Origin of the sequence: Streptomyces sp. 4F14 (genome assembly GCF_048159485.1) — a bacterium.
Taxonomy (GTDB): Bacteria; Actinomycetota; Actinomycetes; order Streptomycetales; family Streptomycetaceae; genus Streptomyces.
Window position 1 is genome coordinate 43,502 of record NZ_JBLRVY010000029.1, and the last position, 24,672, is coordinate 68,173.

Sequence of the window (24,672 nt, forward strand, 5' to 3'; positions counted from 1 at the left end):
GCGTCGTACGGGAGACCGCCGCGGTCATCAGGGCCTGCGGTGGGACGGGGCCCGGCGGTTCGGCGCCCTGATTCCGGGCGCGCGGAAAGCCCGCCGGGCGCTTGCGCGGCCGGCGGGCTCCACTGGCGGTCAGCTCACGATGAAGGACTTGTCCGGATAGAGCTTCGTGACGCCCCCCGTCACGCACGCGAGCACATCCTTCTTCCGGTCCGTGGCCTCCAGCAGCTCCGAGAGGCTCGTCTCGTGCCCCGTGGTCGCGATGCCGGCGGCCGACAGACACGGGCGGGTGGTCGCCAGGAGGGCGCCGGACATACGCGGCGGGTGCTGCTCGGCGTACCGCAGCTCGACGTCGGCCACGTGAGCCGCGTGGCACTGATCGCCGTAGGCGGCGACCTCGTCGTCCGGCATCGACGGACTCTCGTACCACAGGCTCATCCTCTGGTGGTTCACCGGATTCCAGCCGTGGTTCACGAGCGTCACGCCGCCTCGTGCCAGGCACGCGCGCAGCCCGGACACGGCGGCCTCGTAGTCACCGCGGCCGGCGGAACCGTCGGCCAGCAGGGCCTGTTGCCCGGCCCGGCCCTGTTCGCGTTCCCGCGCGCCGATGTAGTCGTGGAACTGGGCCGTCGGCGTCGATATGACCGGCCCTCCCGCTCCCTGACCGCATCCGCCGAGGCCGAGCGCGAGCAGCAGCGCGGCACCGCCGAGATGCTGGCACCTCATGCCGGGAGCGCCTAGTGCCGGATGGTCTTGTACGAGCAGTCGGCGCAGCTCTTGTGGTCGCTCACCTTGATGTCGTAACCGGAATACGTGACCAGCCTTGAGGCGTTGAACCAGCTGCTTATGGTGTCGCCGTCGCGTACCCGGAGCCACGCGTGCCCCGAGCAGTTCCCCGACACCTTCTGGGTGTAGGCGTAGGTGTGGTTGCTGTAGCCGGTGTACCGGCAGTCGTTGCGCCAGATGTCGACGGACCACTCATGGGCCTGAGCCGGCGCCGTGGCGACCGCCACCCCGGCCAGCGCCGCCGTCACCACGGCGGCCGCTTTGATCCTTTTCACTGCGTTGCCCTTCGCGTGGAGGAGTATTCCGATGAGTGCCGGAATGCTCCGAACAGTGGCAGCTACCGCACCGCGGGCACCACGCAAGCACCACGCAACTTGCCCGCAAGTAACCGGTGGCGGGGGCCAGGAGGCGTTCGAACTCGACGCTGATCCCGGGCAGTCAGCCCAGCGTGCCGTCGAGGAGGACCGGCCGGCCGTCGCAGGTCCCGACCTCCGGCACGCCGCCGAGCACCTCCTCGGTAACTGCCCGCCGCCAGGGGATGCACGGGAACGCCGGCCCCGTCGGACGGGAGCGCTCCCGCGCGCCCCCCGAAACCCATTGACTACGCAGAGAGATCGGCCGAATACTCATCGCATCGAATGCCGATCGGCTTCGTGAAGAGTTTCACCGGTGAAGAGGTGGACGCATGGACTTCGCGACACGAGACGAAGGCACGAGCAGAAGCGGTCCGGCCCGCAGAACGGTCCTGGCCCGTGTCCTGGGCGGCACGGCGGCCGGGCTGGCGGGCGTCGCCCTCGCGGCGGGCGCGGCGGCGAGCCCGGCGAACGCGGCGGTGCGCGCGAACCAGGCCGACTGGCGGTTCTGCGTGAAGTGCTACGGGATGTTCTTCCGCGGCTACCCCACCGACGGCGCCTGCCCGGCCGGCGGCGGCCACGACTCGGCGGGCTACAACTTCAACCTGCCGCACAGCATCCCCGAAACCCCGACGGCCCAGCACAACTGGCGCTTCTGCACGAAGTGTTACGGCATGTTCTTCTGGGGCTACCCGGACAACGGCCGCTGCCCCGCCGGCAACGCGCACGCGGCGGCCGGGTACGACTTCGTCCTGCCCCACGACATCCCCGAGACCGCCGGCACCCAGCGCAACTGGCGGTTCTGCCCCAGGTGCTACGGCCTCTACTACTACGGCTACCCGACCAACGGCCGCTGCCCGGCGGGCAACGCGCACTCCGTGGCCGGATACGACTTCGTCCTGCCGTTCATCTGAGCCCCCTCCGGCGGCAGGTGGTTCATCAGCGTGAACCGTCCTCGTTCCCCGGTGTCACGGCGAACGACCGCCCCGCCTTCCCTTCATGGTGGGTCCGGCCCTCGGACCAGGGCCGGTACCGACCATGAAGGGAATCGTCCGTGGAGATCGGCCGACGAGAAGCACTACGGACCGGGGCGGCTGCCCTCGCCTCGGGGAGCCTGACCGGGCTGGGCGCAGGAAGCGCGGCCGCCGCCCGGCTCCGGCCCGCGGACGGCGGTGTCGACCCGGCCGCGTGGCGTGCGCTGCGACGGAGTCTGAGCCCGGCCGCGGCTCTCCACCGCCCGGGGACCGCGCAGTACGCGGCACGGGCGACACCCGACAACCAGCGCTACGCGTCCGTGCGCCCGGCCGCCGTCCTCACCTGCGCGACCGAGGGCGACGTGGCCGCGGCGATCAAGTGGTGCGCCCGGCACGGCGTACCGTTCGCGGCCCGCTCCGGCGGGCACAACTACGCCGGGTACTCCACCACCCCCGGCCTGGTGATCAGCCTGCGCGCGATGAACGACGTGGTCCCGCGAGGACGGCGACTGCGCCTCGGCGGCGGCGCCACGAACTCGGACGTGTACGCGGCCCGCGCGGCCGGCCTGTACTTCCCCGGCGGGCGCTGCCCGGGAGTGGGGGTCGCCGGACTCACCCTCGGCGGCGGACTCGGGTTCAACGACCGCAAGTGGGGCCTCACCTGCGACCGGCTCACCGAGACCCGGGTCGTCCTCGCCGACGGCACACCGGTACGCGCCGCCCCCGACGAGAACGCCGACCTGTACTGGGCCTGCCGGGGCGGGGCGGGCGGCAACTTCGGCATCAACACCGGCTTCGTCTTCGACGCCGTACCCGTCGCCCGGCTGCGCGCCACGGTGTTCGACCTGACGTTCGCCCTGGACGCCGGCGTGGAGGTGATGGACGAGGTGCGGTACGTCCTCGACGCGGACCGGCACAACGACTTCGACGTCCGGATCGGCTTCAGACACGCCGGCGACGGCACCGCCACGCTCGGGCTCCTCGGGCAGCGGATCGGCGACGAGAGGACCCTGCGCCGCCTGCTCGCCCCCCTGCTGCGGCTGCGCCCGGCGCGGGTCTTCGTCGAGGAGCGCGGATTCTGGTCGGCGCAGGACTACCTGATGGACCCCCTCGGCGCGAAGGACGCCTACGCCTCCAAGTCCCTCGTCCCCGACCGGTGGCCCACCCCCGACACGGTCGCCGCGATCGCCGACTGGGCCCGCGGCTGGCGTCCCGGACCCGCCCGGGCCACCGGCTACGTCACCCTCTTCGCCATGGGCGGCGACAGCGCCGCACCCCGCCCCGACGAGACCGCCTACCCGCACCGCGACGCCACCTTCGTCATCGACATCGGCACCCACTGGAAACCCGGCACCCCACCCGCCGAGGTCGGCTCCCTCCTCCGGCAGACCCGCACCGCCCACCACATGCTCCGCCACCGCCTGGCCACCCACAGCGCCTACGTCAACTTCCCCGACCCGGACCTGCGCGACTGGCAGCACGCCTACTACGGCCCCAACTACGACCGCCTGACCGCCGTCAAGCACCGCTACGACCCGTCCGGCCTGTTCCGCTACCGGCAAGCCATCGGCTGAAGGGGACAGCCCGCTCGGTCCGCCGGCGGCCGTCGTCGGCCTCAGAAGGGGATACCGGCCTCCGGCGCGCTCGGCGGCGCGTCCCCCTCCTCCCCGTGCTCAGCCCGCATCCCCGGCACAGGACGACGCTCCGGGTCGGCCTGGACCCGCCCCGCCGTCAGCACCAGCAACTCGTCCCCGGCGTTCCACACCCGCCGCTCGGACTTCCCCGGGCACAGCCGGACGCTCGCGTAGGGGCGGTGCGCGTACGGGTCGTGGGCCCGGTAGCCGATCGCGCACTCGCCGCGCCGCAGGGCCGCCGCGACCACCGTGGCGAAGGAGACCTCCCGCCCGGACACCACGTAGTGGTCGGCCGCGCGCAGTGCCAGCGCTCCGCCGCGCACGGCGAAGATCTCCTCGAACACGGCGGCCAGTTCGGGGTCGTGCACGATCTGGGCCATCAGCAGCGCGGTGAGCTCACCCCTCAGGACGACGTCGGACGCCGCGCCGAGCGGGGCGATCCGCCCACTGCGGTGGTCGCGCATCTCCGCGACCACCGGCAGCACCCGCCGGGTCCGCTCCTCCCGGGAACGCAGGATCAGCATGCTCAACAGCGTCCGGTCGTCGGACCGTTCGGGGCGTGCCCCCCGGTCCGCCCCGAGGACGACGACACTGTCGTAGACGTCGAGGTCGAGCCCGCCGAAGGTCTCGGGGGCGGCCGGATCCCCGGCCCGGTGCACGACACTCAGCGCCGAGGAGTCCCGGTACGACGGGACGTCGGTGGCCGGGCCGGCGACCACGTCCAGGACGGAACCGGGCCGCGCGGTCCGGCGCAGGATGTCCACCATCAGCGGGGCACGGCGGTTCCACCCCAGGAGCAGCAGCCGCGCGGGAGGCTCCGGCCACGGCCGGGGCGGCACGACGGCCGAGACATCGACCTCGGCACAGCGGTCGTCGAGCGGCACGGGTACGTCGTCGTGGGCCACGGTCACCAGCCGGTCACCCGGCCCCAGCACGGTCCCCGGCGCCGGCGTGAGCGACAGCGTGCCGTCCGGCCGCACAAGCCCCACCGCACACGCCGTCTCCAGACGTAACGCCACGTCCTCGAAGGTCGTCCCGGCTGTCCGCGGCACCTCACCGACATGGAACTCGGCCCCCGAGAAGTCCAGCAGATCGCGCACCACCGACGACATCCCGGGGTGCCCGGCGGACTGGAGCAGCAGCCGCGCGGTGGTCCGGTCGGTCTCCAGCACGGTCCCACGCGGCCCGGCCGCGAGCCGCGCGGCCGGCAGATGACGCCCGTCATGCACCGCGGCCACCACCCGCGGACCGCCCTCGGCAGGGAGCAGGGTGCGCAGGGCCAGCAGGGTCCGTACGACCATGAGGTCGCCGTCCGCGTTCTCGGCGCCCTCGCCGTCCTCGACCGGCAGGACCGTCACCGTCCGCGCCGTCCCCGGCATCACCAGCGCCAGGGCGTCCGGATCGGCCGGCGCACCGGAACGGCACTCCAGACGCACACCGCCCGCCGACCCCACCACGACGGCCAACTCCCTCTCCATGACCGCCGGATCCCGGTCCGCGAGAACCGTCACCACATGCCGCACCCCCACAGGACGTGCGGCGACCAACTCGGCGACCAGCGGAAAGATCTGGTCCGACCAGCCGAGCACCACGGTGTGCCCCTGCTCCAGAACCCGCGAACGCCCCCGCCGCAACTCCGTCAGCCGGTCCCCCAGACCCGTGGTGACGACACCGATCACCGTCGACACGCACAGCAGCGCGATCAGCCCGAGGATCACGGACAGCAGCATCCGCACCGGCGCCCCCGTGGCGGCCCCCAGACGCAGGGTCTCCGCACTCGTACGCCCCACCTGGATCAGCCGCCCCGACAGCGAACGCGGCGCATCGGGATCCGTCCACACCAGCAGCGCGCTGACCGGCACGACGATCGCCAGACAGCTCAGCGCCAGCCACCCCAGCAGCGTGCCCGTACTCCGGGCCAACGTCCTGTCGAACAGGTAACGCACCCGATGGTGCAGGTGAGTCCGCCCCTGTCGCCGCTCCACATCCGCTCCCTGATCGCCACACCTGCCTCCGAAAGACGAAGCGTGCCAATCCCCTCGCCCACGACACGCCGTTCCACCGGCACTTTCACTCTTTCGGGCAACCGTCGGTCGTGTTCGAGGGCGAGGGGGAGGGGTGCATGGACGCGCTGTGCCGCCTAGCCGTCCTCGCCCGGCGGGGTGCCGCAGCTCGGGCCGCCCAGTCCGTCGAACTGCACCGAGCTGAAGAAGTCCCGGTAGGCGGGGAAGAAGTTGCCCTTGCCGGTCGGGCCCGCGGAGGTGACGGCCGTGCAGCCGGAGTACTGCGCGTCGGACCAGAGGTAGATCGTGGAAGAGGTCCGGTTCCAGTCCGACTGATCAGGACTGCCAGGGCGCCGGCCGGTCCGCTGAGGATCCGCTTGGTTCGCTTCATACGGGGCTCAATGATGCTTGCTCGCTGAGGTCATCACCCGCATTGGGTGTACGGCGGGATCCGAGGCTCTGGATTTGCTCTAGCGAATCATTATCGCCTGGGTTCGGGTGCCTTGAAGGGCGTGTACCTGCGGTTGGGTCATCTGTATGAGTTGCTTAATTTTGCAATTGGTTAGATGCTGCACTGCCTTGCCCTGGGCGTTCAATTGCCCGATATGCTCGCATAATTGGGCTCTCTGTATCGGCAGTGAGGGCGGATTGGATGAACGCGTGGACGTCCACGGCCCGGTGTTTCCCGGTACGGGACGTGGCGTTCCGGGCCTCCCCGCACTCCGCCCAGCAACTTTTTCGGTCGCCCGAGTGAATGGAGCGGCGTTCGTCTGCGTACTCCTCGGCGTGTGGCTCCGCCGATCATGCGGCGGTGGGCTTCCCGACGAGGCAGGAGGCAGGGTGCGGGTTTCTCGCAACGCGATGGGGACGCTGTTCGTGGGCGGTGCGCTGAGCGTGACGCTCGCCGCTCTCGTCTACCCGTCGTTACTGGGCGTCAGGACCGTCTCGGCGGCGGCGTCCAGGGTCATCGCCGACACCCAGTGGGGTCCGCTGACCGAGGGCGACCGGGATTTCGTGGTCAAGGTACGGGCGGCCGGACTGTGGGAGCACCCGGTCGGCCGGATGGGCGTGGAGAAGGGCACGGACGACGGCGTCGTCACCGCCGGACGGCACCTCGTCGACGGCCACGCCGCCCTCGACCTGACCTGCCGCAAGATCGCCCCGCTGCTGAACATCACGCTGCCGAACCGGGCGAGCCCCCAACAGACCGGCTTCGTCAACCAGTTGACCACGGACAGCAAGGGTGCCCAGTTCGACCGGGACTTCGCCAACATCCTGCGCCAGACGGACGGCTCGTTCTTCACCACGGTCGCGGAGATCCGCACCACGACCAGGAACACGCTGGTACGCGCGCTGGCGGAGCAGGCCGACCACATCCTCCTGCACCACATCGCGAGCCTCGAACAGACCGGCCTCGTCGACATCGACCAGGTCCTCGCCCAGCAGAACGTCTCCCCGGCCCTGCCCGACTCCGACCTGACCCCGCCACCCGGCATCCCCGGCCAACAGGTCACCGTCCTCACCCCACCCCCGAACCCGACCTCCACCCCGATCGACATCGACAGGATCGCCGGCAGCGAGGACGGCGTGACGGCGGCCCCGGGCGACGGCAAGAACTGACGGCGAGGACCGCGGCGCCGGCCATGAACTCCCCGTACGGAGGCGGGGAAAAAACCTCACGTCGGTAGGTCCTGGGGAGTTCGGGTTCGGCTCCGGGCGTCCAGGATCGAGCTTGCCGTCGAACGGGGTGAACTCGCCCTGGAGTACCAGCCGTTGGTGGGCCTTGCGGACGACCGGGTGTACGGAGTGGAAGCCCTGGTCCGTTGGTATCACCCTCGGTGTTCGTGAGTCTGTCGGCGTGCCGGGTCTGACGGTCACCGCCGAGGGCGTCGACACGGCACAGGGGCGGCTGTCCTCCCGACCGGTCCCGGCGGACGGGATCGCCGTGCTGATGGAAGGGACGCGCCTGCGGGCAGGGCCGAGCCGCGACCTGCCCTGACGAGTCCGCCCGGGTGAGCCGCGACCTCCCCTCGCGTGCCACCCGGGCGGACCCTCTCCTTCAGATGGTTCAGGCGGACCGGAACTGGCTGAAGAACCGCCAGACCTCGCCCGGCAGCCAGGTGCGGGAGCCGCTGTCGCCGGGGGCGCCGTCCTGCGGGGCGGCGATGTGGCCCTCGTCGAACGCGGCCCAGGCGACCGGGTGCCCGGCCGAGCAGCCCGCGTACGTGGTGACGCGGTGCTGGAGGCTGCCCTGTGCGGGCTCGGGCGGGTTCTGCGCGGTGCAGCCGTTGTTGCGGACGAACCGGTCACGCAGCGAACGCCCGCCGGAGATCCCGAGGACGTTGTCCCGCAGCCCGTGCACGCCGAGGTAGGCGATGGGCTGGTTGCCGCCGGAGCAGCCGCTGAGCAGCCCGCCGCTCTGGACGGCGACGGCACGGAAGACGGTCGCGCGGGAGCAGGCCAGCGAGTACGACATGGCGGCGCCGTAGCTGAAGCCGAGGGCGAAGCGCTGGGTGGTGTCCACGCACAGGTCGCCCTCGATGCGCCGCATCATGTCGTCGGTGAAGGTGACGTCCTCGCCGCCCGAGTTGGCCCACCCGTTGTTGAGGCCCTGGGGCGCGACGAAGATCGCGCTGTTGTTCGCGAGCCGCTGGAGGCCGTAGTAGGCCCAGGTGCCCGTCTCGACCGTGCGGCCGGTGGAGACGTCGGTGGAGCTGCCGCCCAGCCAGTGGAAGCCGAAGATCAGCCGGTAGGGGCGGTTGCGGTCGTAGCCGTCCGGGACCTTCAGGATGAAGCTGCGGTTCTTGCCGCCGCTCTGGATCGTGTACGTCCCGCTGGTCAGGGTCGGCGCCTTGCCGCACCCGGCGGTCGGTGCCGCCACGCCGGCGGACGCGGCGCCGGAGGCGGACGTCGGGGCGCCCGAGCCCAGCACGATCAGTGCCGCCACGACGGCGGACCATAACGCGGTGCGTGTCCTTCTCATCGGTGAACTCCCCAGTCTCTGTCAGAAGGTGAGGGCCGGTCAGGCGCGGGTCCACCGCTGGCCGGCGCGGTTGTCACAGGTCCACAGGACCAGCGTGGTGTTCTCGCCGGTCCCGCCGCGGTCGGTGTCGAGGCACTTGCCGGCGTGGACGTTGCGCAGCGTGCCGTCGGAGGCGGTGGTCCACTTCTGGTTGTCCTGGCCGTTGCAGGGCCAGGTGATGACCCGGGTGCCGTCGGCGGTGCCCTGGTCGTAGGCGTCCAGGCACTTGTCGCCGAAGACCCGGATCTCGCCGCCCGCCCAGCTGGTCCACTGCCGGTCGGCGGCCGTCTCGCAGCCCCGGATCGCGGCGGCGGCCCCGGCCGCGGTGGAGGAGCCGGTCACGCCGAGGCAGCGGCCCGACGCCGGATGGCGCAGGCGCCCGGCGGTCGAGGCGAGCGGGGTGCCGCCGGTCACCCGGAACGCGGCGACGCCGCGCGCGGGGACGCTCGCCGACAGGGCGCCGGTCGAGGTGGCGCCGGTCCACAGGTCGGTGAGGGTGAACGGCCCGCCGGACAGGCCGACCTGAGCCGGCGTCGTACTGATCGTCGCGGTCGCGGAACCCCGGTTGAACAGGCCCACGGCCACCGAGCCGTCCGCCAGGGGCTTGGCGAAGACCTCGGTGCTCCCGTCGTCGCGCACCCGGCGTCCGCCCGCGCCCAGCGGGTCCTGGTTCACGGCGAGGAGGCGGGGGTTGCGCAGGACCGCGCTGATGTCGGCGGACATCGTCCGGATGTCGTTGCCCGCCATGAGCGGGGCCGCCATCAGCGCCCACAGTGCGAAGTGGGAGCGGGACTCGGCGAGGCTGAGCCCGGGGCGGCCGACGACCAGCATGTCGGGGTCGTTCCAGTGGCCGGGGCCGGACTGGGCGGCGAGCGGGGCGTTGACGTCGAGGACGTTGCCGACGCCCATCGGGTAGCTGTTGGTGTTGCCGTTCTGCCAGATGTCGAGGAGGTCCTCGGTGGTCCGCCACAGGTCGGCGACCTGGCCCCAGTCGTAGGTGTCGCCCGTGATGGCGTGGAAGCTGTTGGGGTTGATGCTGTAGACGATGGGCCGGCCCGTGGCGCGCAGGGCGTCGCGCATGAGGCCGAAGCGGGCGACCTGTTCGTCACGGGTGCCGCTGGAGGAACACCAGTCGTACTTCAGGTAGTCGACGCCCCAGGAGGCGAACGTCGCGGCGTCCTGCGCCTCGTGGCCCCTGCTGCCGGTGGACCCCGGGAAGGCGCCCGTGGTCTGGGCGCAGGTGCGGTCGCCGGGGACCTGGTAGATGCCGAACTTGAGGCCCTTGCCGTGGATGTAGTCGCCGAGCGCCTTCATCCCGCCGGGGAACTTCGAGGGGTGGGCGCGCAGGGCGCCGGACGCGTCGCGCTGCGGGTCGAACCAGCAGTCGTCGACGACGACGTACCGGTACCCGGCGTCGCGCATGCCGGAGGACACCATCGCGTCGGCGGCCTGGCGGACCTGGGCCTCGGTGACGCCGCAGCCGAAGCTGTTCCAGCTGTTCCAGCCCAGCGGCGGGGTGAGCGCCGGGCTGCCGGGCGCGGCCGAGGCGGGGGAGGGGACCACGGCGGCGACGGAGGCCGAGACCGTCAGCGCTGCGGCGGCGAGGAGTCGGAGGGTGCGTCTGAGCATGAGGGCTCCATCAGACAGGGGATGACTGATCCGGGCGGTCGACGCGCACCGCGTATACGACCCGCACGCGGCGTTCGAAATTTCGAGCTGATTTCGGATCGTGGGTGTCACGGATGTTAAGGGGAGTTCCAGGACTGTCAACAGCGTCTGACGGCCGATCGGGCCGAGGGGGACTCCTTCGGCAGGTGAAAGCAGGTGAACGGGCTCAGGTGTGAACGTCCCCATCCTCGAAACATTTCGCTCTCACCATCGAATCATGCGAGACATATTGACGGGATCTCTGGGCCTCCTATCATCCAGTTTGCTCGACGCGTCGATTCGCCCCTCTCTCCACGCACGCCCCAACCCCCCAACCGTTCGAGGAGAACGATGAATCCCCGCACACGACACCCCGCCCTGCTCGGTGCGCTGGTGGTGGTCACGCTGCTGGCCGGCGGCACCGCCGCGACGGCCTCACCGGACGGCACACCCGCCGTGAAGGCGTCCACGCTGGGCGCTCAAGCCGCCCAGTCCGGGCGCTACTTCGGGACCGCGGTCGCCTCCGGACGGCTCGGCGACGGCACCTACACCGGCATCCTGAACCGGGAGTTCAACCAGGTCACCGCCGAGAACGAGATGAAGTGGGACACGGTCGAACCCTCCCGCGGCTCGTTCAACTTCGGCCCCGGCGACCGGATCGCCGGCCAGGCGTCCTCGCACGGGCAGAAGCTGCGCGGGCACACGATGGTGTGGCACCAGCAACTGCCCAACTGGGTCAAGTCGATCGGTGACGCGAACACCGTGCGCAGCGTCATGAACAACCACATCACGCAGCTCGCGAACCGCTACAAGGGCCGCATCCACTCCTGGGACGTCGTCAACGAGGCGTTCGAGGACGGCGGCAGCGGCCGACACCGCTCCTCGGTCTTCCAGGACCGGCTCGGCGACGGCTTCATCGAGACCGCGTTCCGCACCGCGCGCGGCGCCGACCCGGCGGCCAGGCTCTGCTACAACGACTACAACATCGAGGACTGGAACGCGGCGAAGACGCAGGGCGTCTACCGCATGGTCCGCGACTTCAAGTCCCGCGGCGTGCCCATCGACTGCGTCGGCTTCCAGGCCCACTTCGGCACCGGCGGACCGCCGTCCACGTTCCAGACCACGCTGGCGAACTTCGCCGCGCTCGGGGTCGACGTACAGATCACCGAACTCGACATCGCGCAGGCCGGGACCTCGGCCTACTCGAACGCCGTGCGGGCCTGCCTCAACGTCGCGCGCTGCAACGGGATCACCGTGTGGGGCATCCGCGACAGCGACTCGTGGCGCAGCGGTGAGAGCCCGCTGCTGTTCAACAACGGCGGCGGGAAGAAGCCCGCGTACAACGCGGTGCTGACGACCATGGGCGGCACCCCGGCCTCCCGCTCCTGAACCGTCACCGGCTCACCGTCCCGCGGTCGCTCATATCCGCCAGGAACGCAGCGTGTCCGCGACCGCGTAGATGGTGAGCCGGGTCTCGCGGCACTTGCGGATCAGGTCGGACAGGGCGCCGTAGGGCGGGTTGATGCCCTCGCCCGACTGGTCCAGGTACTGGGTCGCGACGAACGCGGCGAACAGGCTGTTGCGGTGCGGCAGCGGCTCCAGGCGCGTGATGGTGTGCAGCAGCGCGGCGGCCCGCCAGGCGGCGTCCGGATTGGAGGCGGCCAGCGTCGGCATCCGGGTCCGGTGCCGGGCCACGGCCGCGACCAGGGCCGAGTAGTCGGTGACCGACACGTCGTCGGTGCCGAGCGCGGCCTCCTGGACGTCCAGGAGCCAGGACACGTCGATGTACAGGGTCTCGCTCATCAGGCCGCGGCGATCCCGTCGCCACGCTGCGAAGGAGGCACCTCGTCGGGAAACGCCTGGTCGAACTCCTCGCGCAGCTTCTCCGCCCACGACGCGGCGCCGGCCACGAACTGCTTGCGGCGCAGCTCCCGGACCCCGAGGTCGTGCAGGTACTGCTTGAGACTCTTGCCTTCGGCCGCGGCCGCGGCGCGGACGCCGTCCATTTCCTCTTCGGTGAAAGTCACGTTCAGTGAGGGCATACCCGGCATGGTACCTAGCCGGTACCACGAGGCGCCAGCGAGTCGGGAGAGGCGGCCCGGATCTCCCGCGGACTCGCCCCGAGCTCCCGGCGGCACGCCTTGTTGAACGCCTGGAGATCGGCGATGCCGACCGCCGCGGCGACCGCCGTCACGGACAGGGTCGACGACAGCAGCAGGTGGCGGGCGCGCTGGAGGCGCCGGTGACGGATGTACGCCACGACGGTCCGGCCGGTCTCGGCACGGAACACCCGCGTCAGGTGGGTGTGCGAGATGCCGACGGCGCGGGCCACGTCCGGCACGGACAGCGGCCCCGCGAGACGCTCCTCGACATGGGCCCGCGCGGCGGCGACGAAGGGGTGGACCTGCCCGTCCCCCTCGCTCCCCGGCAGCTCCGCGATCCGCCACAACGCCGCCCACACCGCGGCCGTCGCATGCGGGGGAGCCGTCGGCACAGCGGTCACGGCGTGCCGGAGCAGGTCGGCCAGCCGGGGGCCCTCGTCGGCGGCGTCCTGCATCACCGGCACCGTCCGCGCGCTCCCGCCCCGAGGCAGCCGCAGATGCACGTACAGGTGCTCCGACCTGCCCCGGTAGCGGAAGTGCACCTCCGTGTCCGGCGGCACCAGGCTGACGTGCCCGGGCCGGATGGCGTGCGCCGAGCGGCCCAGGGACAGGGTGCCCTCGTAGTGGTAGAGGTGCAGTTGCCACAGGTCGGGCAGCCGGAACACGTCATGGGTGGTGGCGACGCCGTGCACCCCGATCCCGGCGCCGACCACGGCGGGCGGCTCGTCCAGCCGCAGGGTCACATGGTCCACGAGGACGGAAAACTACCAGCAGTCGACGATTCCGGCCCACGACCGGGGCGGTGGGCGCCCGTACGTTCGTCGTATGTCAACCAGCGAACAACTCCTGACGTCCGCTCAGGTGGCCCGTTTCGTCGCGCGGGGATTCCTGCGGCTGGACGGCGTGGTGCCGCCCGGGATCAACGAACGCGCCGTGGCCGCCCTGGACCGGGACCTGCCCGGCGTCCCCTACGGCACCCCCCTCGACAAGGCGTTCGCGCCGGACACCTTCGTCCACGACCTCCTCGCCCTGCCCGTCGTCGCGGGCGCCGTACGGAGCCTCGTCGGACCCGGGCCGACCGTCGACCACCACGCGGTCCACGTCCGCGAGCCGCACGAGGGACAGGCCCAGCCCCTCCACGGCGACGCGATCATCGACGTACGCCCCGACGCCTTCGACATCCAGCTCATGTACTACCCGCACGAGGTGACCGCCGAGATGGGCGGCACCCTCAGCGTCCCCGGCAGCCATCTGCGCCGGATCAACGAGACGGACGTCGGCCGCGTCCAGAACCTCAGGGGCCAGAGCCGGCTGACCTGCCCGGCCGGCACGGTCGTCCTCCTGCACCACGGCATCTGGCACAGCGGCCGGCGCAACGACACCGCGACCCGGCGCTACATGTACAAGCTCCGCCTCAACCCGACCGTGCCGCAGGTGCGGCTGTGGGACACCACCGACCTCCACGACCCGGCGGTCACCGAGGAACTCGGCGTCCACCTGCCCTGGTACGAGCAGGCCACGGCCCGCCTGGAGATCTACAACCGGGTCCTCCTGTGGCGGGCCCTGACCGGCGACGACTCCTTCGACATCGAGTACTGGGTCACCCGCGTCACCAACCGCCCCGCCCTCAGGAGCCACGCATGAGACAGCACGTCCTCGTCCTCTACCTCGCGACGTCCGCCCTCGACTCCCACGTCGTCGGCTGGTCCCGCTACGACGGCACCGCCGCCACCCACCCCACGACCGGCGACAGCGACGAACCCCCCTACCCCACCGGACTCGCCGCCCTCCACGACGGCTGGCGCCTCTTCCAGACGTCCCAGCTCCTGCCGCCCCAGGCAGGACACGAGTACGACGTCTCCTTCCTGAAGCACGAGTTCTTCTTCGAGAAGCTCGACTGACAGCAGGTCCTACGGCAGGGTCTGCGCGCACCAGATCGTCTTGCCCTCGGCGCTGTGCCGGGTGCCCCAGCCCTGGGTGAGCCGGGCGACGAGCAGCAGACCCCGCCCCCCTTCGTCGAAGGCGCGCGCCCGGCGCAGGTGCGGAGCGGTGCCGCTGGCGTCGGACACCTCGCAGATCAGCGAGGCGTCCCGGACCAGCCGCAGCCTGATCGGCGGCGTCCCGTACCGGATCGCGTTGGTGACCAGCTCGCTGACGACCAGCTCCGTGACGAACGCGGCCTCCGCCAGCCCCCACGACTCCACCCGCTCGACGGCGAACCGCCGCGCCAGCGGCACCTGCGCGGGATCCGGCTCGACGTCCAGGTCGGCGACATGGTGCCGGGCCGGCGCCCGCGTCCGGGCGAGCAGCAGAGCGGCGGTGACCGTGTCGCACAGGGCCTCCAGCGAACCGGCCGCCGGATCCAGGAGCCGCCCGAGCGCCGCCGCCCCCTGGTCGAGGTCCCGCTCACGGCTCTCCACCAGCCCGTCCGTGTAGAGCGCGAGGAGACTGCCCTCGGCAAGCTCCACCTCGGCCGACTCGAACGGCAGCCCGCCCACCCCGAGCGGCGGACCGGGCCGCGCGTCCAGCGGCACCGCCCTGCCGTCCGGGCCGACGGCCAACGGCAGCGGATGCCCCGCGCGCGCCACCGTGAACCGCCGCGACACCGGGTCGTACACGGTGTACAGACAGGTCGCCCCCGACTCGCCCGCCGAGTGGAGATCGTCCCCGAGACACAGGACGAGATCGTCGAGATGGGTCAGCAGCTCGTCCGGCGGCAGATCCACATCGGCAAGGGTGCGTACGGCCGTCCGCGAGAGCCTGCTCCCGGCCCACGAGGGGGAGTCCCACCGCGCGCACAGTCGTCATCTCCATGCTCCGCGTCTTGCGCGGATCGACCTGTCCGCACCGCACTCCGCACCCCGGTACCGAGGGGAGCGGAGAGGCCGGTCCCACTCCGCGGGACAGAACACGACCACGCATGAAGCGAGGGAAAACCTCCGGTCAAAAGGCGGCATGCCGGGACGGTTCGGGGCCGTCCCCGCCGGTCGGCGGGGTGTCTGCCGCCGATCGGCGGATGGCCGCTCATCCGGCGTCCGCGCGAGGTTGGACCCGTGACCGAGATCGACAGCGCCGACAAGACGCCCTTACACCCCCCACGCACCTCCGACTCCGCCACTTCGACGCCCCCCGCGGCGTCGACCGCGCGGCTCGTCGGGGTGGACCTCGCCCGGGCCCTGGCCGTGTTCGGAATGTTCGCCGTGCATGTCGGCCCCTTCCCCACACCCGGTGGCGGCGTCGGCGACTGGGTCCTGGAGCTGGCCAGCGGCCGGGCCTCCGCCCTGTTCGCGACCCTCGCCGGGTTCTCGCTGATGCTCATCGCGGGCCGCCGGGAACCGAAGACCGGCGCGGCCGGACGGCAGGCCAGAGCCCGGATCGTCATCCGCGCCGCGATCCTGCTCGTCGTCGGCAGCGCGCTCGCCATGACCAACTTCGGCGGCGCCGGCATCCTCAACTTCTACGCCCTGTACTTCCTGCTGTCCCTGCCCCTGCTGAAGCTGCGCGCCCGCACCCTCGCCACGATCGCCGTCACCCTCGCGGTCGTCACCCCCCAACTCGCGTTCGCCCTGCGGGCCCTGCTCACCGAGTCGGCCGTCCGCACCATCGACACCTACGACCCCCTCGCGCGCATCAGTGGCGTCGGCGTCCTCGACCTCGTGCTCACCGGCCTCTACCCGGCGATCACCTGGATGACGTTCGTCGTCACCGGCATGACCCTCGGCCGCCTCGACCTGGCCTCCGGCACGGTACGGCGCCGGCTCGCCGCCGTCGGCGCCGCGATGATCGCCTTCGGGTACGGCGTCGCCCGGCTGCTGCTGCGGGTGACCGGCGGTGACCGGCACCTCGCGAGCGGGCGGCCGTCCGCCGAGGACCTGGCCAAGATGACGGAGTCGGGGCCGGTCTCCTTCGACATGCCCGTCGGCAGCGGCCTGTGGAACGACGCCTGGGGGCTGATCGCGGCCGAACCGCACAGCGGCTCCACCCTCGACCTCATCGGCAGCCTCGGCATCGCCATCACCGTGATCCTGTGCGCGACGCTGGCGGTGGAGCGCCTGGACTGGCTGCGCAAGCTCGCGGCCCCGGTCATCGCCGTCGGCACCATGTCGCTGACCCTGTACGTCGGGCACATCCTGGTGATCCTCGCGCTGCCGGGCGAGTCCGCGGCCCCGCCGGAGTCGGCGTCCACCGGTCTGCTGCTCTCCTTCATCGCGGGGGCCGTCCTGTTCGCCGGGCTGTGGTCGCGGTTCTTCCGCCGGGGCCCGCTGGAACACCTCCTCAACCTCGCCACCAAACGGGCGAGCGCCCTGCGCTGAGGCGGGGGTGGACGGCGTTTCAAGGGGGCCAGCCCCCGGCGCCGCCCTGAGGACAGCGCGCCGGCCCGTCGGGGGACAGCCGGATGGGCCGAACTCCCCTCCGCTGATGGGATGGTGACCGGCCGTCGGATCCGGGGGCGGCCCGGACCGGGAGGAGCCGCCATGCACGGATCGAGAAGGCGTCGGAGAGGTCTGCCCGTCCTGGCCGCCGTGACAACAGCCGCCCTCGCCGCGCCCGCGGCGACGGCGCAACCGGCCGATCCCCTCCAGCGGCAGGTGGAGGCGATCCACGCCACCGGGGCCGTCGGTGTGCACGCCGAGGTGGTGTCACCGGGCGCCCGCGACAGCGCGTCCGCCGGGACGGCCGCGCTGAACACCGGCAGGCCCATGCCCAGGGACGGCAGGTTCCGGATCGGCAGCGCCACCAAGACGTTCACCGCCACGGTCGTGCTGCAACTCGTCGGCGAGGGGCGCCTGTCCCTGGAGGACACCGTGGAGCGGTGGCTGCCGGGAGTGGTCCGGGGCAACGGGAACGACGGCGGCCGGATCACCGTACGGCAGCTGCTCCAGCACACCAGCGGCATTCCCGACGCCGGGCCGGACATCCCCGCGTTGAACAGCGCGGCCGGCTACCGGGCCGAACGCCTGCGCACCTACACCCCCGAGGAGGTGGTGAGGCTCGCGCTGCGGCACCCGCACTCGGACGCCCGCTGGTCGTACTCCAACACCAACTACCTCCTCGCCGCGATGATCATCCACAAGGTCACCGGCCGGAGCTGGGCGCGGGAGGTGACCGACCGGATCATCCGCCCCCTGGACCTGAGGGGCACCAGCACCCCCGGCACCTTCCCGTTCCTCCCGAGGCCGCACGCCCGGGGCTACGCCACGTTCGGCACCGGCACCCGCACCGACGTGACGGACCTCGACGCGAGCATGGCCGTCGGCTCCGGCTCGATCATCAGCACCGCGTACGACCTGAACCGCTTCCACGCCGCGCTGCTCGGCGGCCGTCTGCTGGCTCCGGCGCAGCTCGACGCGATGACGACCACGATGCCCGTCCCCGAACTGGGAGCGGGATACGGACTCGGCCTCGCCGAACTCCCGTTGCCCTGCGGCGGCAGCTACTTCGGCCACCGGGGCGAACTCCTCGGCTACGTCGCCTGGAGCGGCGCCACCCGGGACGGGACCCGGACCGCCGCGGTGTACGTCACCAGCGAGGTCGGCCGGGACACCGAGCGGGCGATGACGACGCTCGTGGGCCAGGAACTGTGCCGGACCCGCTGACCCGGGGAGCGAGCCGGGCGTTGCCGGGAGGCTTGACCCTGCCGGGCGGCGTCGTTACCTTGCGACAGATCCGCCACATGGACACCGTTCACGATGTCGAACAACGCCGGTGTCCCGTCATCCGGCAGCACCTCTCGTCATGAAGAGCGAACACGGGCGCCCTCCGAAGCTGGGAGCGCTCCCAGTCGATCCGCCAGGCAAGTCCAGACCTCCCGGAGGAGACGTCATGGCACACACCCGGCACACCCCAGCAGGCGACTGGCGCGCGGCACCGAGCCGCCGGGCCGTCCTCGCGACGACGGCCGCCCTGCCCGTCCTCGCCGCCACGGCACCGGCCGCGCGCGCCTCGCAGCCGGCCGCCCCGGCGATCGCCGCCACCGCCGTCATCGACCCGGCCGCGACCCGCCAGACGATCCGCGGCTTCGGCGGCATGACCCACACCGCCTGGATCGGCGACCTCACGGCGGCCCAGCGGGACACCGCCTTCGGAACCGGCGACGGCCGCCTCGGCTTCTCCCTGCTGAGGATCCCCGTCCCCGAGGACCGCGCGGCCTGGAGCCGCGACCTGGCGACGGCGCAGCGCGCGACCGCCCTCGGCGCCTCCGTCATCGCCTCCCCGTGGAATCCCCCCGCCTCGATGGTCGAGACCTTCGTCAGAGGCACCCAGACCGACGCCAGGCGGCTGCGCCACGACAGTTACGCCGCCTACGCCCAGCACCTGAACGACTTCACCGTCCACCTGCGCAACAACGGCGTGAATTTGTACGGGATCTCCGTCCAGAACGAACCCGACTACGCGCACACCTGGACCTGGTGGACCCCCGCCGAGATGGTCCGCTTCCTGCGCGAGAACGCGGGCGCGATCAGCACCCGCGTGATCGCGCCGGAGTCCTTCCAGTACCTGAAGAACATGTCGGACCCGATCCTCAACGACCCGGTGGCCCTCGCGAACGTGGACATCGTCGGCGCCCACCTCTACGGCACCGCCCTCGCCAACTTCCCCTACCCCCTCTTCAAACAGAAGGGCGCGGGCAAGGAGCTGTGGATGACCGAGGTCTACTACCCCAACAGCTCCGACTCGGCGGACCTCTGGCCCCAGGCCCTCGACGTCGCGGAACACATCCACCACGCCCTGGTGGACGCCGAGTTCCAGGCGTACATCTGGTGGTACATCCGGCGCGGCTACGGCCCGATGCGCGAGGACGGCCAGATCAGCAAGCGCGGCGCGGCCATGGCCCACTTCGCGAGGTTCGTGCGGCCCGGACACGTACGCGTCCAGGCGACGGCGAACCCCGCGACGAACGTCTGGGTCTCGGCGTACCGGGGCGGCGGCTCCACGGTCGTCGTCGCCGTCAACAAGGGGACCGGCGCCGTGAGCCAGCCGTTCACGCTGGTGAACAGCGCGCCGTCGACCGTCGCCTCGTGGCTGACGGACGCGAGCCGCACTGTCGTGTCCCAGGGGACGGCCGGGGTGTCGAACGGCGCCTTCACCGTGACGCTGCCCGCACGCAGCGCGATGACGTTCGTGCTCCGCTGAACGGGACGCCCACCCTGTCTCGCGCGGAAGTGATCAGACCGTTCCGGGAGGCGGTGTGAAAGATCCGGCTTATTGGTCCGAACGGATGGCGGCGGGCCGTTTCGCCGGACAGGGTGGACGGACGGTGCGGATCATCACGGACGAGGCGCGTTCCGCCTCGTGCGTCGTGTTCCGGCCGTCCGGACGTCTTCCATCGATCCTGGAGTATGTATGCGACACGCTGTCTCCCGCCCGCGCCCGCGAGTCCTGGCCGCCGGTCTCGCGCTCGCGGCGGCCACGCTGTTACCGGCAGGTTCCGCCGGTGCGGCCGACGAGTACGAGTGGGCCGCGCTCGGCGACTCGTTCACCGCCGGCGTCTTCGTCGGCGACCCGCAGCCCCCGCTGGGCGATCCCTCGCAGGACGGCTGCGCCCGCACCAGCGGCTCCTACCCCAGCCTGGTCGCCCGGGAACTCGCCGCGTCCCCGCCGGGCAAGCCCGTCCGCCTGACCAACGTCGCGTGCAGCAGCGCCGTCATCGCGAACGTCGCCAAGGTCAAGCAGACGCCGATCAGCCCGGTCGAGACCCCGCCCGGCGGCTGGCCCGCGGTGGACACGCAGATCGAGCGGGCCGGCCTCGACGCCGGGACCGACGTCGTCACCATCGCCATCGGCGGCAACAGCCTGCCCTTCGGTGACATCTTCCCCAAGTGCCTCGAACTGGGCGCGAGCGACCAGTCCTGCCGCGCGTACTTCACCAACCCGCCCGCCGGGGTGGAGAGCGTCCGGGAGAGGCTCGCCCGCGTCCAGAACGAGTACACCGAGATGCTGGCCGCGGTGCACCGGGCCGCGCCCAACGCCAAGGTCATCAACATCGGCTACCCGACCATCATGCCGACCCGGGGCAGCGCCTGTGACCGGGGCTCCCTCACCGAACTCGACACGACCACCCACGCCGACGTCGACTGGCTGCGTGACGACGTCCTCAAGCCGCTGAACAAGACGCTCCAGCGGGCCTCGTCGTCCTTCGGCGACCGCTACGTCGACGTCTTCTCCTCCAGCGCGGGCCACGACGTCTGTCAGCCCGAGGGCACCAAGTGGATGGAGGGGATCTGCGGCGACGCCGCGGACTACTGGCCCACCACGTTCCCCGGCACCGGGGTCGAGTGCGCGCCCATCGGCAAGCACGCCACGATGATCCACCCCAACGCCGCGGGACACGCCAACACCGCGGTCCACGTGGAGCGGGCGATCCGCCACGCCCTGCGCCAGCACTGACCCACCGGCCCTGACCCCCGGCGCCGGAGCCCGGCCTTCCCGGCCGACGGCTCCGGCGCCGGGATCAGGACGGCAGCAGCGCCTCGATCCTGGCGACGACCTCGGGGGCGTCCGGCTTCACGCGTGACCCGATGCGATGGATCACCGAACCGTCGGGCGAGACGAGGAACTTCTCGAAGTTCCACTCGATGTCACCGGCCACTCCGCGCTCGTCGGGGGCGGCGGTGAGGATCTCGTAGACCGGGTGCCGTCGCGCCCCGTTCACGTCCACCTTCTCGAAGAGGGGGAACGTGACGCCGTACGTCGTCGAGCAGAACTCCTGGATCTCCTCGGAGGTCCCCGGCTCCTGCTCCCCGAACTGGTTGCAGGGAAAGCCCAGGACGGCGAACCCGCGGGGTCCGTAACGCCGGTGCAGTTCCTCCAGCGCCGCGTACTGCGGTGTACGCCCGCACCGCGAGGCCACGTTGACCACGAGGAGGGCCTTGCCCCGGTAGGGGCTCAGGTCACCGGGCTCCCCGGCGAGGGTGCGGACGGGGATCTCGTACAGGGACATGTCGGTGCGTCGCTCCCCTTGTGTCGGTGACGGGCCGGCCGGGATGGTTCAGCCGGTGACGTCCTGGTAGCTCTTGCGGACGGCGGTGACGACGGCGTCGACGTCCTCGTCGGTCATGGCGGCGCCCAGACCGACGGTGACGGAGCGGCCGAGGAGCCCCTCACTGATCCGCAGGCGCGGCGGGCGCTCCCACTCCACACCCCACGGGGTCCGCCCCTCCCGTACGGCCCGGTTGGCCGTCACCGGCTGCCCCTGGTAGAGGGTGTGGGCCGGGATTCCGGCGGCGTTCAGACCGGCGACGAAGGCACGCGCCTGGAGCCGGGAGTCGAGGAACAGCGTGAGGTCGCCGCCCGAACCCTCCTCGTCCGGCAGCCTCCGCCAGCGCACCGGCAGATCGGCGAGCTCGCCGCGCACCTGGCGTGCCACGTCCCGCAGCCGCCGGCACATGGGGGCCAGGCGGGGGAGCTGAGCCGACAGGACGGCCGCGGTCAGCTCGGTCATCCGCAGGTTGACGCCGACGAACGGCGGGCCGTCGCCGCTGCCACGTGTCGCGCCCTTGGAGGTGGTGAACTGGCCGCCCTGGTCCTGGTACCGGGCCACCCGGTCGTACACGTCGGCATCGGTCGTGGTGACCGCGCCGCCCTCGCCGGCGGTGATGTTTTTGTCGAGCTGGAAGCTGAACGCGCCCGCGTCGCCGAGGCCGCCGACGGGCCGCCCCTCGTATCGGACGCCGGCGGCCTGGGCCGCGTCCTCGATCACCCGCAGTCCGTGCCGTCGCGCGACCTCCAGGACCGGCCCCATGTCGGCGGCGGCGTTGTTGAGGTGCACCGGCATGACACCCCAGGTCCGCTCGGTGATCCGCTCCTCCAGCAGCGCGGGGTCCAGGGTCAGGGAGTCGTCGACCTCGGCGAAGACGGGGACGCCCCGGGCGGCGACGACGGCGCCGACACTGCCGACGAACGTCACGGCGGGCACGATCACCTCGGCCCCGGCCGGTATCCCGAGGCCGATCATCGCGGCGGTGAGCGCGGCCGTGCCGGACGACACGGCGACGGTGTGCGCGACCCCGGCGACCTCGCTGAACGCGGACTCGAACAGGTCGGTCCGGTGGCCCAGGTCCGGCCCGTAGTAACGGAACAGCGACCGGGACCGGATCACCTCCAGGGCGGCGGTCTCCTCCTCGGCGCCCCACAGGGCGAGGGCCCGCCAGGTCTCGTACCGCATCCCCGGGGCGTCCGTCACGCGCCCGTCTCCGTCACCGTGTCGAGGTCCGTCGCGCTGTGCGCCACCACGAAGTCCTCCAGGAAGAGGTAGTCGAGCTTGCTCGGCCCGAAGAAGGCCAGCGCCTGTTCGGGGGTCTCCACGATCGGCTCACCGCGGTCGTTGAAGGAGGTGTTGAGCACCACGGGCACGGAGGTGAGCTCCCCGAACCGCTCCACCAGCTCGTAGAACGTGCCGTTCGCCTCCGGCGTCAGCGTCTGCACCCGCGCCGTCCCGTCCACGTGGGTGATGGCCGGCACCTCCTGGCGCTTGTCGCCGCGCACCGGCGCCACGATCAGCATGTACGGCGACTCGATGTCGAGCTCGAAGTACTCGGCGGCCCGGTGCGCCAGGACGGCGGGGGCGAACGGACGGAACGCCTCGCGGTGCTTGACCTTGCTGTTGAGGATGTCCTTCATCTCCGCGCGGCGGGGGTCGGCGAGGATGCTGCGGTGGCCGAGGGCGCGCGGCCCGAACTCCGAGCCTCCGGTGAACCAGCCGATGAGCGCGCCCTGCGGCAGCAGCCCCGCGGCCAGCCGGGCCGGCCGCTCCACACGCCGGTGGGGCAGGCCCGAGGCGTCGAGGGCGCGCTGGATCTCCTCGGTGGAGTACCGGCGGCCCAGGTAGGTGTGGGCCTGCGGCCGGGGGGCCGTGCGCGGGGCCTTCGGACCACGGGGCCGCGGCCGCTCGCCGAGGACGTGGTAGCCGTAGTAGGCGCAGCCGACCGCGCAGCCGTTGTCGCCCGCGGCGGGCTGCGCGAAGATCTCGGTGAACGGCGTGTTCCGCAGGATCTTGCCGTTGGCGACCGAGTTGAGGACGACACCGCCGGCCAGGCACAGACGGGTCAGGCCCGTCTCCCGGTGCAGCCAGTCGGCGGCGTGCAGGACGGCGGTCTCCAGCAGGTCCTGGGCGGCCCACGCGAGATCGGCGCCGAGCGCGAAACGCTCGTCCCCCTCCCGCCCGTCCAGGGCGTGTTCGACGAAGTCCAGCAGCCCGCCGTCCTTGAGGTGCAGCGTGAACCGGCCTTCTGGCAGCAGGTCGAGATGGCGCCGGAACTCCGCCCGGTAGCGGTCGGTCCCGTAGGGGGCCAGCCCCATGGTCTTGCCGTCCTCGGTCAGGTACCAGGGGCCCTCCTCGTAGAGGGTGAAGCCGATGGCCCTGCTGACCGCCTTGTACATGAAGCCCAGCGAGTGGTCGCTGTCACCGGCCTGGTAGACCCGGGTGTCCCGCAGACCGTCCGTGCTCCAGTTGGTCCCGTACACCTTGGAGATCTCGGTGATCTCCGTGCCGTTGCCGACCGACAGGGTCATGGTCTCGACGCCCTGGCCCTCGAACAGGCTGCCGGCCCCGTCGACCACGAGGACCGCGGCCTCGGGGAAGGGCGAGGGGAGGAAGGCGCTGGCGGCGTGCGCCAGGTGATGGCGGATGAGCGTCGTCCGGCTGCGGAACGGGAAATAACAGCTGGGCAGCAGGGTGTCGTCCGCGACGATCGCGTCCACCGCGGCGAGCCGCACTCCGTGCGTCGTCAGGCAGTACCGCCAGCACGTGTTCGCCAGGGAATTCACATTGACGGCGTATTTGCGGCGGGTCAGCCGCTCCTCTTCGATACCGACGGCGATCTCGCCGTTCTCGACGAGACAGGCCGAGAAATCATGGTTGGAACCGCCGAGCCCCAGAGCGAGCATACTGCCGTCCTTACTCCCGTTGCAGGTCTGCGGATTTGGCGAGTACGTGGTGCGTAACGGTACCCGGTGGCAACGGGTCAGTCAGCAGTCGCATATGAGCCATCCTCGGGCCGGATCAAGTCGAGTTCCGGCCGAACGGCAGTGCCCTCGGTTGCCCTCATTGCCCCTGTCTTGAACGTGAAGTTAGGATCGTCGCCCAACAGAAGAGTCGTGCGCGAATACGACCTGGGTGCGGTGATAGGCATGGCCCTGAAAAGTCAATATCGCG

Annotated in this window: 22 protein-coding genes and 3 pseudogenes; 12 read left to right on the plus strand and 13 right to left on the minus strand. The window is 71.6% G+C overall.

Translation table 11 applies throughout. The annotated features are described in order from the left end of the window. Positions 1 to 129 precede the first annotated feature (129 nt). Together ACLZOT_RS38070 and ACLZOT_RS38075 are read right to left on the minus strand one after the other, a co-directional pair. On the minus strand, positions 130 to 723 hold the full coding sequence (locus ACLZOT_RS38070) for a hypothetical protein (RefSeq protein WP_416973729.1): 594 nt from the start codon (positions 721 to 723) through the stop codon (positions 130 to 132). Between the two features lie 11 nt (positions 724 to 734). Further along, positions 735 to 1,058 (minus strand): hypothetical protein, encoded by a 324-nt coding sequence (locus ACLZOT_RS38075; protein ID WP_416973730.1) that lies wholly within the window; start codon positions 1,056 to 1,058, stop codon positions 735 to 737. A gap of 410 nt (positions 1,059 to 1,468) precedes the next feature. On the opposite strand from ACLZOT_RS38075, the gene ACLZOT_RS38080 reads away from it, so the two are divergent. Together ACLZOT_RS38080 and ACLZOT_RS38085 are read left to right on the plus strand one after the other, a co-directional pair. Continuing rightward, entirely contained in the window at positions 1,469 to 2,050 is a 582-nt protein-coding gene (locus ACLZOT_RS38080) for a hypothetical protein (RefSeq protein ID WP_416973731.1), read from the plus strand. Between the two features lie 140 nt (positions 2,051 to 2,190). After that, the gene (locus ACLZOT_RS38085) at positions 2,191 to 3,684 is read left to right on the plus strand and encodes an FAD-binding oxidoreductase (protein WP_416973732.1); all 1,494 of its coding nucleotides are present in this window, start codon (positions 2,191 to 2,193) and stop codon (positions 3,682 to 3,684) included. A gap of 41 nt (positions 3,685 to 3,725) precedes the next feature. Here the strand turns inward: ACLZOT_RS38085 and ACLZOT_RS38090 are convergent, their stop codons facing one another. Further along, complete coding sequence (locus ACLZOT_RS38090) at positions 3,726 to 5,729, minus strand: CASTOR/POLLUX-related putative ion channel (RefSeq protein WP_416973733.1); 2,004 nt, start codon at positions 5,727 to 5,729, stop codon at positions 3,726 to 3,728. A 155-nt stretch (positions 5,730 to 5,884) separates the two neighbouring features. Further along, positions 5,885 to 6,073 (minus strand): annotated as a pseudogene (locus ACLZOT_RS38095) (hypothetical protein); the annotation flags it as partial. Between the two features lie 535 nt (positions 6,074 to 6,608). Between ACLZOT_RS38095 and ACLZOT_RS38100 the strand changes: the two are divergent. The 3 genes and pseudogenes from ACLZOT_RS38100 (at position 6,609) to ACLZOT_RS38110 (ending at position 7,746) form a co-directional block, all read left to right on the plus strand. Continuing rightward, on the plus strand, positions 6,609 to 7,367 hold the full coding sequence (locus ACLZOT_RS38100) for a DUF4142 domain-containing protein (RefSeq protein WP_416973817.1): 759 nt from the start codon (positions 6,609 to 6,611) through the stop codon (positions 7,365 to 7,367). Between the two features lie 114 nt (positions 7,368 to 7,481). Further along, positions 7,482 to 7,586, plus strand: a pseudogene (locus tag ACLZOT_RS38105) (EAL domain-containing protein); the annotation flags it as partial. A 19-nt stretch (positions 7,587 to 7,605) separates the two neighbouring features. After that, positions 7,606 to 7,746: a hypothetical protein gene (locus ACLZOT_RS38110; RefSeq protein ID WP_416973734.1), complete on the plus strand. Its 141-nt coding sequence runs from the start codon at positions 7,606 to 7,608 to the stop codon at positions 7,744 to 7,746. Positions 7,747 to 7,815: 69 nt separating this feature from the next. Here the strand turns inward: ACLZOT_RS38110 and ACLZOT_RS38115 are convergent, their stop codons facing one another. Together ACLZOT_RS38115 and ACLZOT_RS38120 are read right to left on the minus strand one after the other, a co-directional pair. Further along, positions 7,816 to 8,694 carry an alpha/beta hydrolase family esterase gene (locus ACLZOT_RS38115; RefSeq protein WP_416973735.1) on the minus strand — a complete coding sequence of 293 codons (879 nt, stop codon included), beginning with the start codon at positions 8,692 to 8,694 and terminating at the stop codon, positions 7,816 to 7,818. Positions 8,695 to 8,769: 75 nt separating this feature from the next. Next, a complete protein-coding gene (locus ACLZOT_RS38120) occupies positions 8,770 to 10,398 on the minus strand; it encodes a glycoside hydrolase family 27 protein (protein WP_416973736.1) in 1,629 nt (542 codons plus the stop codon). Positions 10,399 to 10,767: 369 nt separating this feature from the next. On the opposite strand from ACLZOT_RS38120, the pseudogene ACLZOT_RS38125 reads away from it, so the two are divergent. Beyond that, positions 10,768 to 11,796: pseudogene (locus ACLZOT_RS38125) on the plus strand (endo-1,4-beta-xylanase); the annotation flags it as partial. 39 nt (positions 11,797 to 11,835) lie between these two features. Here the strand turns inward: ACLZOT_RS38125 and ACLZOT_RS38130 are convergent. Genes ACLZOT_RS38130 through ACLZOT_RS38140 form a run of 3 tightly spaced genes read right to left on the minus strand, consistent with a single transcriptional unit; the run spans position 11,836 to position 13,261 of the window. Next, positions 11,836 to 12,219 (minus strand): toxin Doc, encoded by a 384-nt coding sequence (locus ACLZOT_RS38130; RefSeq protein WP_416973737.1) that lies wholly within the window; start codon positions 12,217 to 12,219, stop codon positions 11,836 to 11,838. Continuing rightward, positions 12,219 to 12,458 (minus strand): hypothetical protein, encoded by a 240-nt coding sequence (locus ACLZOT_RS38135; RefSeq protein WP_416973738.1) that lies wholly within the window; start codon positions 12,456 to 12,458, stop codon positions 12,219 to 12,221. The genes ACLZOT_RS38130 and ACLZOT_RS38135 overlap by 1 nt, the downstream gene beginning before the upstream one ends. A gap of 14 nt (positions 12,459 to 12,472) precedes the next feature. Next, positions 12,473 to 13,261 (minus strand): helix-turn-helix transcriptional regulator, encoded by a 789-nt coding sequence (locus tag ACLZOT_RS38140; protein ID WP_416973818.1) that lies wholly within the window; start codon positions 13,259 to 13,261, stop codon positions 12,473 to 12,475. A gap of 82 nt (positions 13,262 to 13,343) precedes the next feature. On the opposite strand from ACLZOT_RS38140, the gene ACLZOT_RS38145 reads away from it, so the two are divergent. Both ACLZOT_RS38145 and ACLZOT_RS38150 read left to right on the plus strand, forming a co-directional pair. Then, positions 13,344 to 14,162, plus strand: a complete 819-nt coding sequence (locus ACLZOT_RS38145; RefSeq protein ID WP_416973739.1) for a phytanoyl-CoA dioxygenase family protein — start codon at positions 13,344 to 13,346, stop codon at positions 14,160 to 14,162. Further along, entirely contained in the window at positions 14,159 to 14,419 is a 261-nt protein-coding gene (locus tag ACLZOT_RS38150) for a hypothetical protein (protein WP_416973740.1), read from the plus strand. Before ACLZOT_RS38145 ends, ACLZOT_RS38150 begins: the two co-directional genes overlap by 4 nt. Positions 14,420 to 14,428: 9 nt before the next feature. Here the strand turns inward: ACLZOT_RS38150 and ACLZOT_RS38155 are convergent, their stop codons facing one another. After that, positions 14,429 to 15,319, minus strand: a complete 891-nt coding sequence (locus ACLZOT_RS38155) for a SpoIIE family protein phosphatase (protein ID WP_416973819.1) — start codon at positions 15,317 to 15,319, stop codon at positions 14,429 to 14,431. Between the two features lie 252 nt (positions 15,320 to 15,571). Here ACLZOT_RS38155 and ACLZOT_RS38160 point away from each other — a divergent pair, with 252 nt between their 5' ends. The 4 genes from ACLZOT_RS38160 to ACLZOT_RS38175 all read left to right on the plus strand — a co-directional run bounded on the left by ACLZOT_RS38160 (position 15,572) and on the right by ACLZOT_RS38175 (position 20,906). Further along, positions 15,572 to 16,831 carry a DUF418 domain-containing protein gene (locus ACLZOT_RS38160; protein WP_416973741.1) on the plus strand — a complete coding sequence of 420 codons (1,260 nt, stop codon included), beginning with the start codon at positions 15,572 to 15,574 and terminating at the stop codon, positions 16,829 to 16,831. A gap of 162 nt (positions 16,832 to 16,993) precedes the next feature. Continuing rightward, on the plus strand, positions 16,994 to 18,115 hold the full coding sequence (locus tag ACLZOT_RS38165) for a serine hydrolase domain-containing protein (protein ID WP_416973742.1): 1,122 nt from the start codon (positions 16,994 to 16,996) through the stop codon (positions 18,113 to 18,115). 226 nt (positions 18,116 to 18,341) lie between these two features. Next, positions 18,342 to 19,652, plus strand: a complete 1,311-nt coding sequence (locus tag ACLZOT_RS38170) for a glucuronoxylanase (protein WP_416973743.1) — start codon at positions 18,342 to 18,344, stop codon at positions 19,650 to 19,652. Positions 19,653 to 19,862: 210 nt separating this feature from the next. Continuing rightward, on the plus strand, positions 19,863 to 20,906 hold the full coding sequence (locus tag ACLZOT_RS38175; RefSeq protein ID WP_416973744.1) for an SGNH/GDSL hydrolase family protein: 1,044 nt from the start codon (positions 19,863 to 19,865) through the stop codon (positions 20,904 to 20,906). A 64-nt stretch (positions 20,907 to 20,970) separates the two neighbouring features. Here ACLZOT_RS38175 and ACLZOT_RS38180 read toward each other — a convergent pair whose 3' ends face one another. From ACLZOT_RS38180 to ACLZOT_RS38190, 3 genes are read right to left on the minus strand one after another with little or no spacing between them, the layout of a single operon-like run. Then, positions 20,971 to 21,459, minus strand: a complete 489-nt coding sequence (locus ACLZOT_RS38180) for a glutathione peroxidase (RefSeq protein WP_416973745.1) — start codon at positions 21,457 to 21,459, stop codon at positions 20,971 to 20,973. A 48-nt stretch (positions 21,460 to 21,507) separates the two neighbouring features. Then, positions 21,508 to 22,701 carry a DegT/DnrJ/EryC1/StrS family aminotransferase gene (locus tag ACLZOT_RS38185; protein ID WP_416973746.1) on the minus strand — a complete coding sequence of 398 codons (1,194 nt, stop codon included), beginning with the start codon at positions 22,699 to 22,701 and terminating at the stop codon, positions 21,508 to 21,510. After that, entirely contained in the window at positions 22,698 to 24,404 is a 1,707-nt protein-coding gene (locus tag ACLZOT_RS38190) for a carbamoyltransferase (protein ID WP_416973747.1), read from the minus strand. The genes ACLZOT_RS38185 and ACLZOT_RS38190 overlap by 4 nt, the downstream gene beginning before the upstream one ends. Between the last annotated feature and the right edge of the window lie 268 nt (positions 24,405 to 24,672).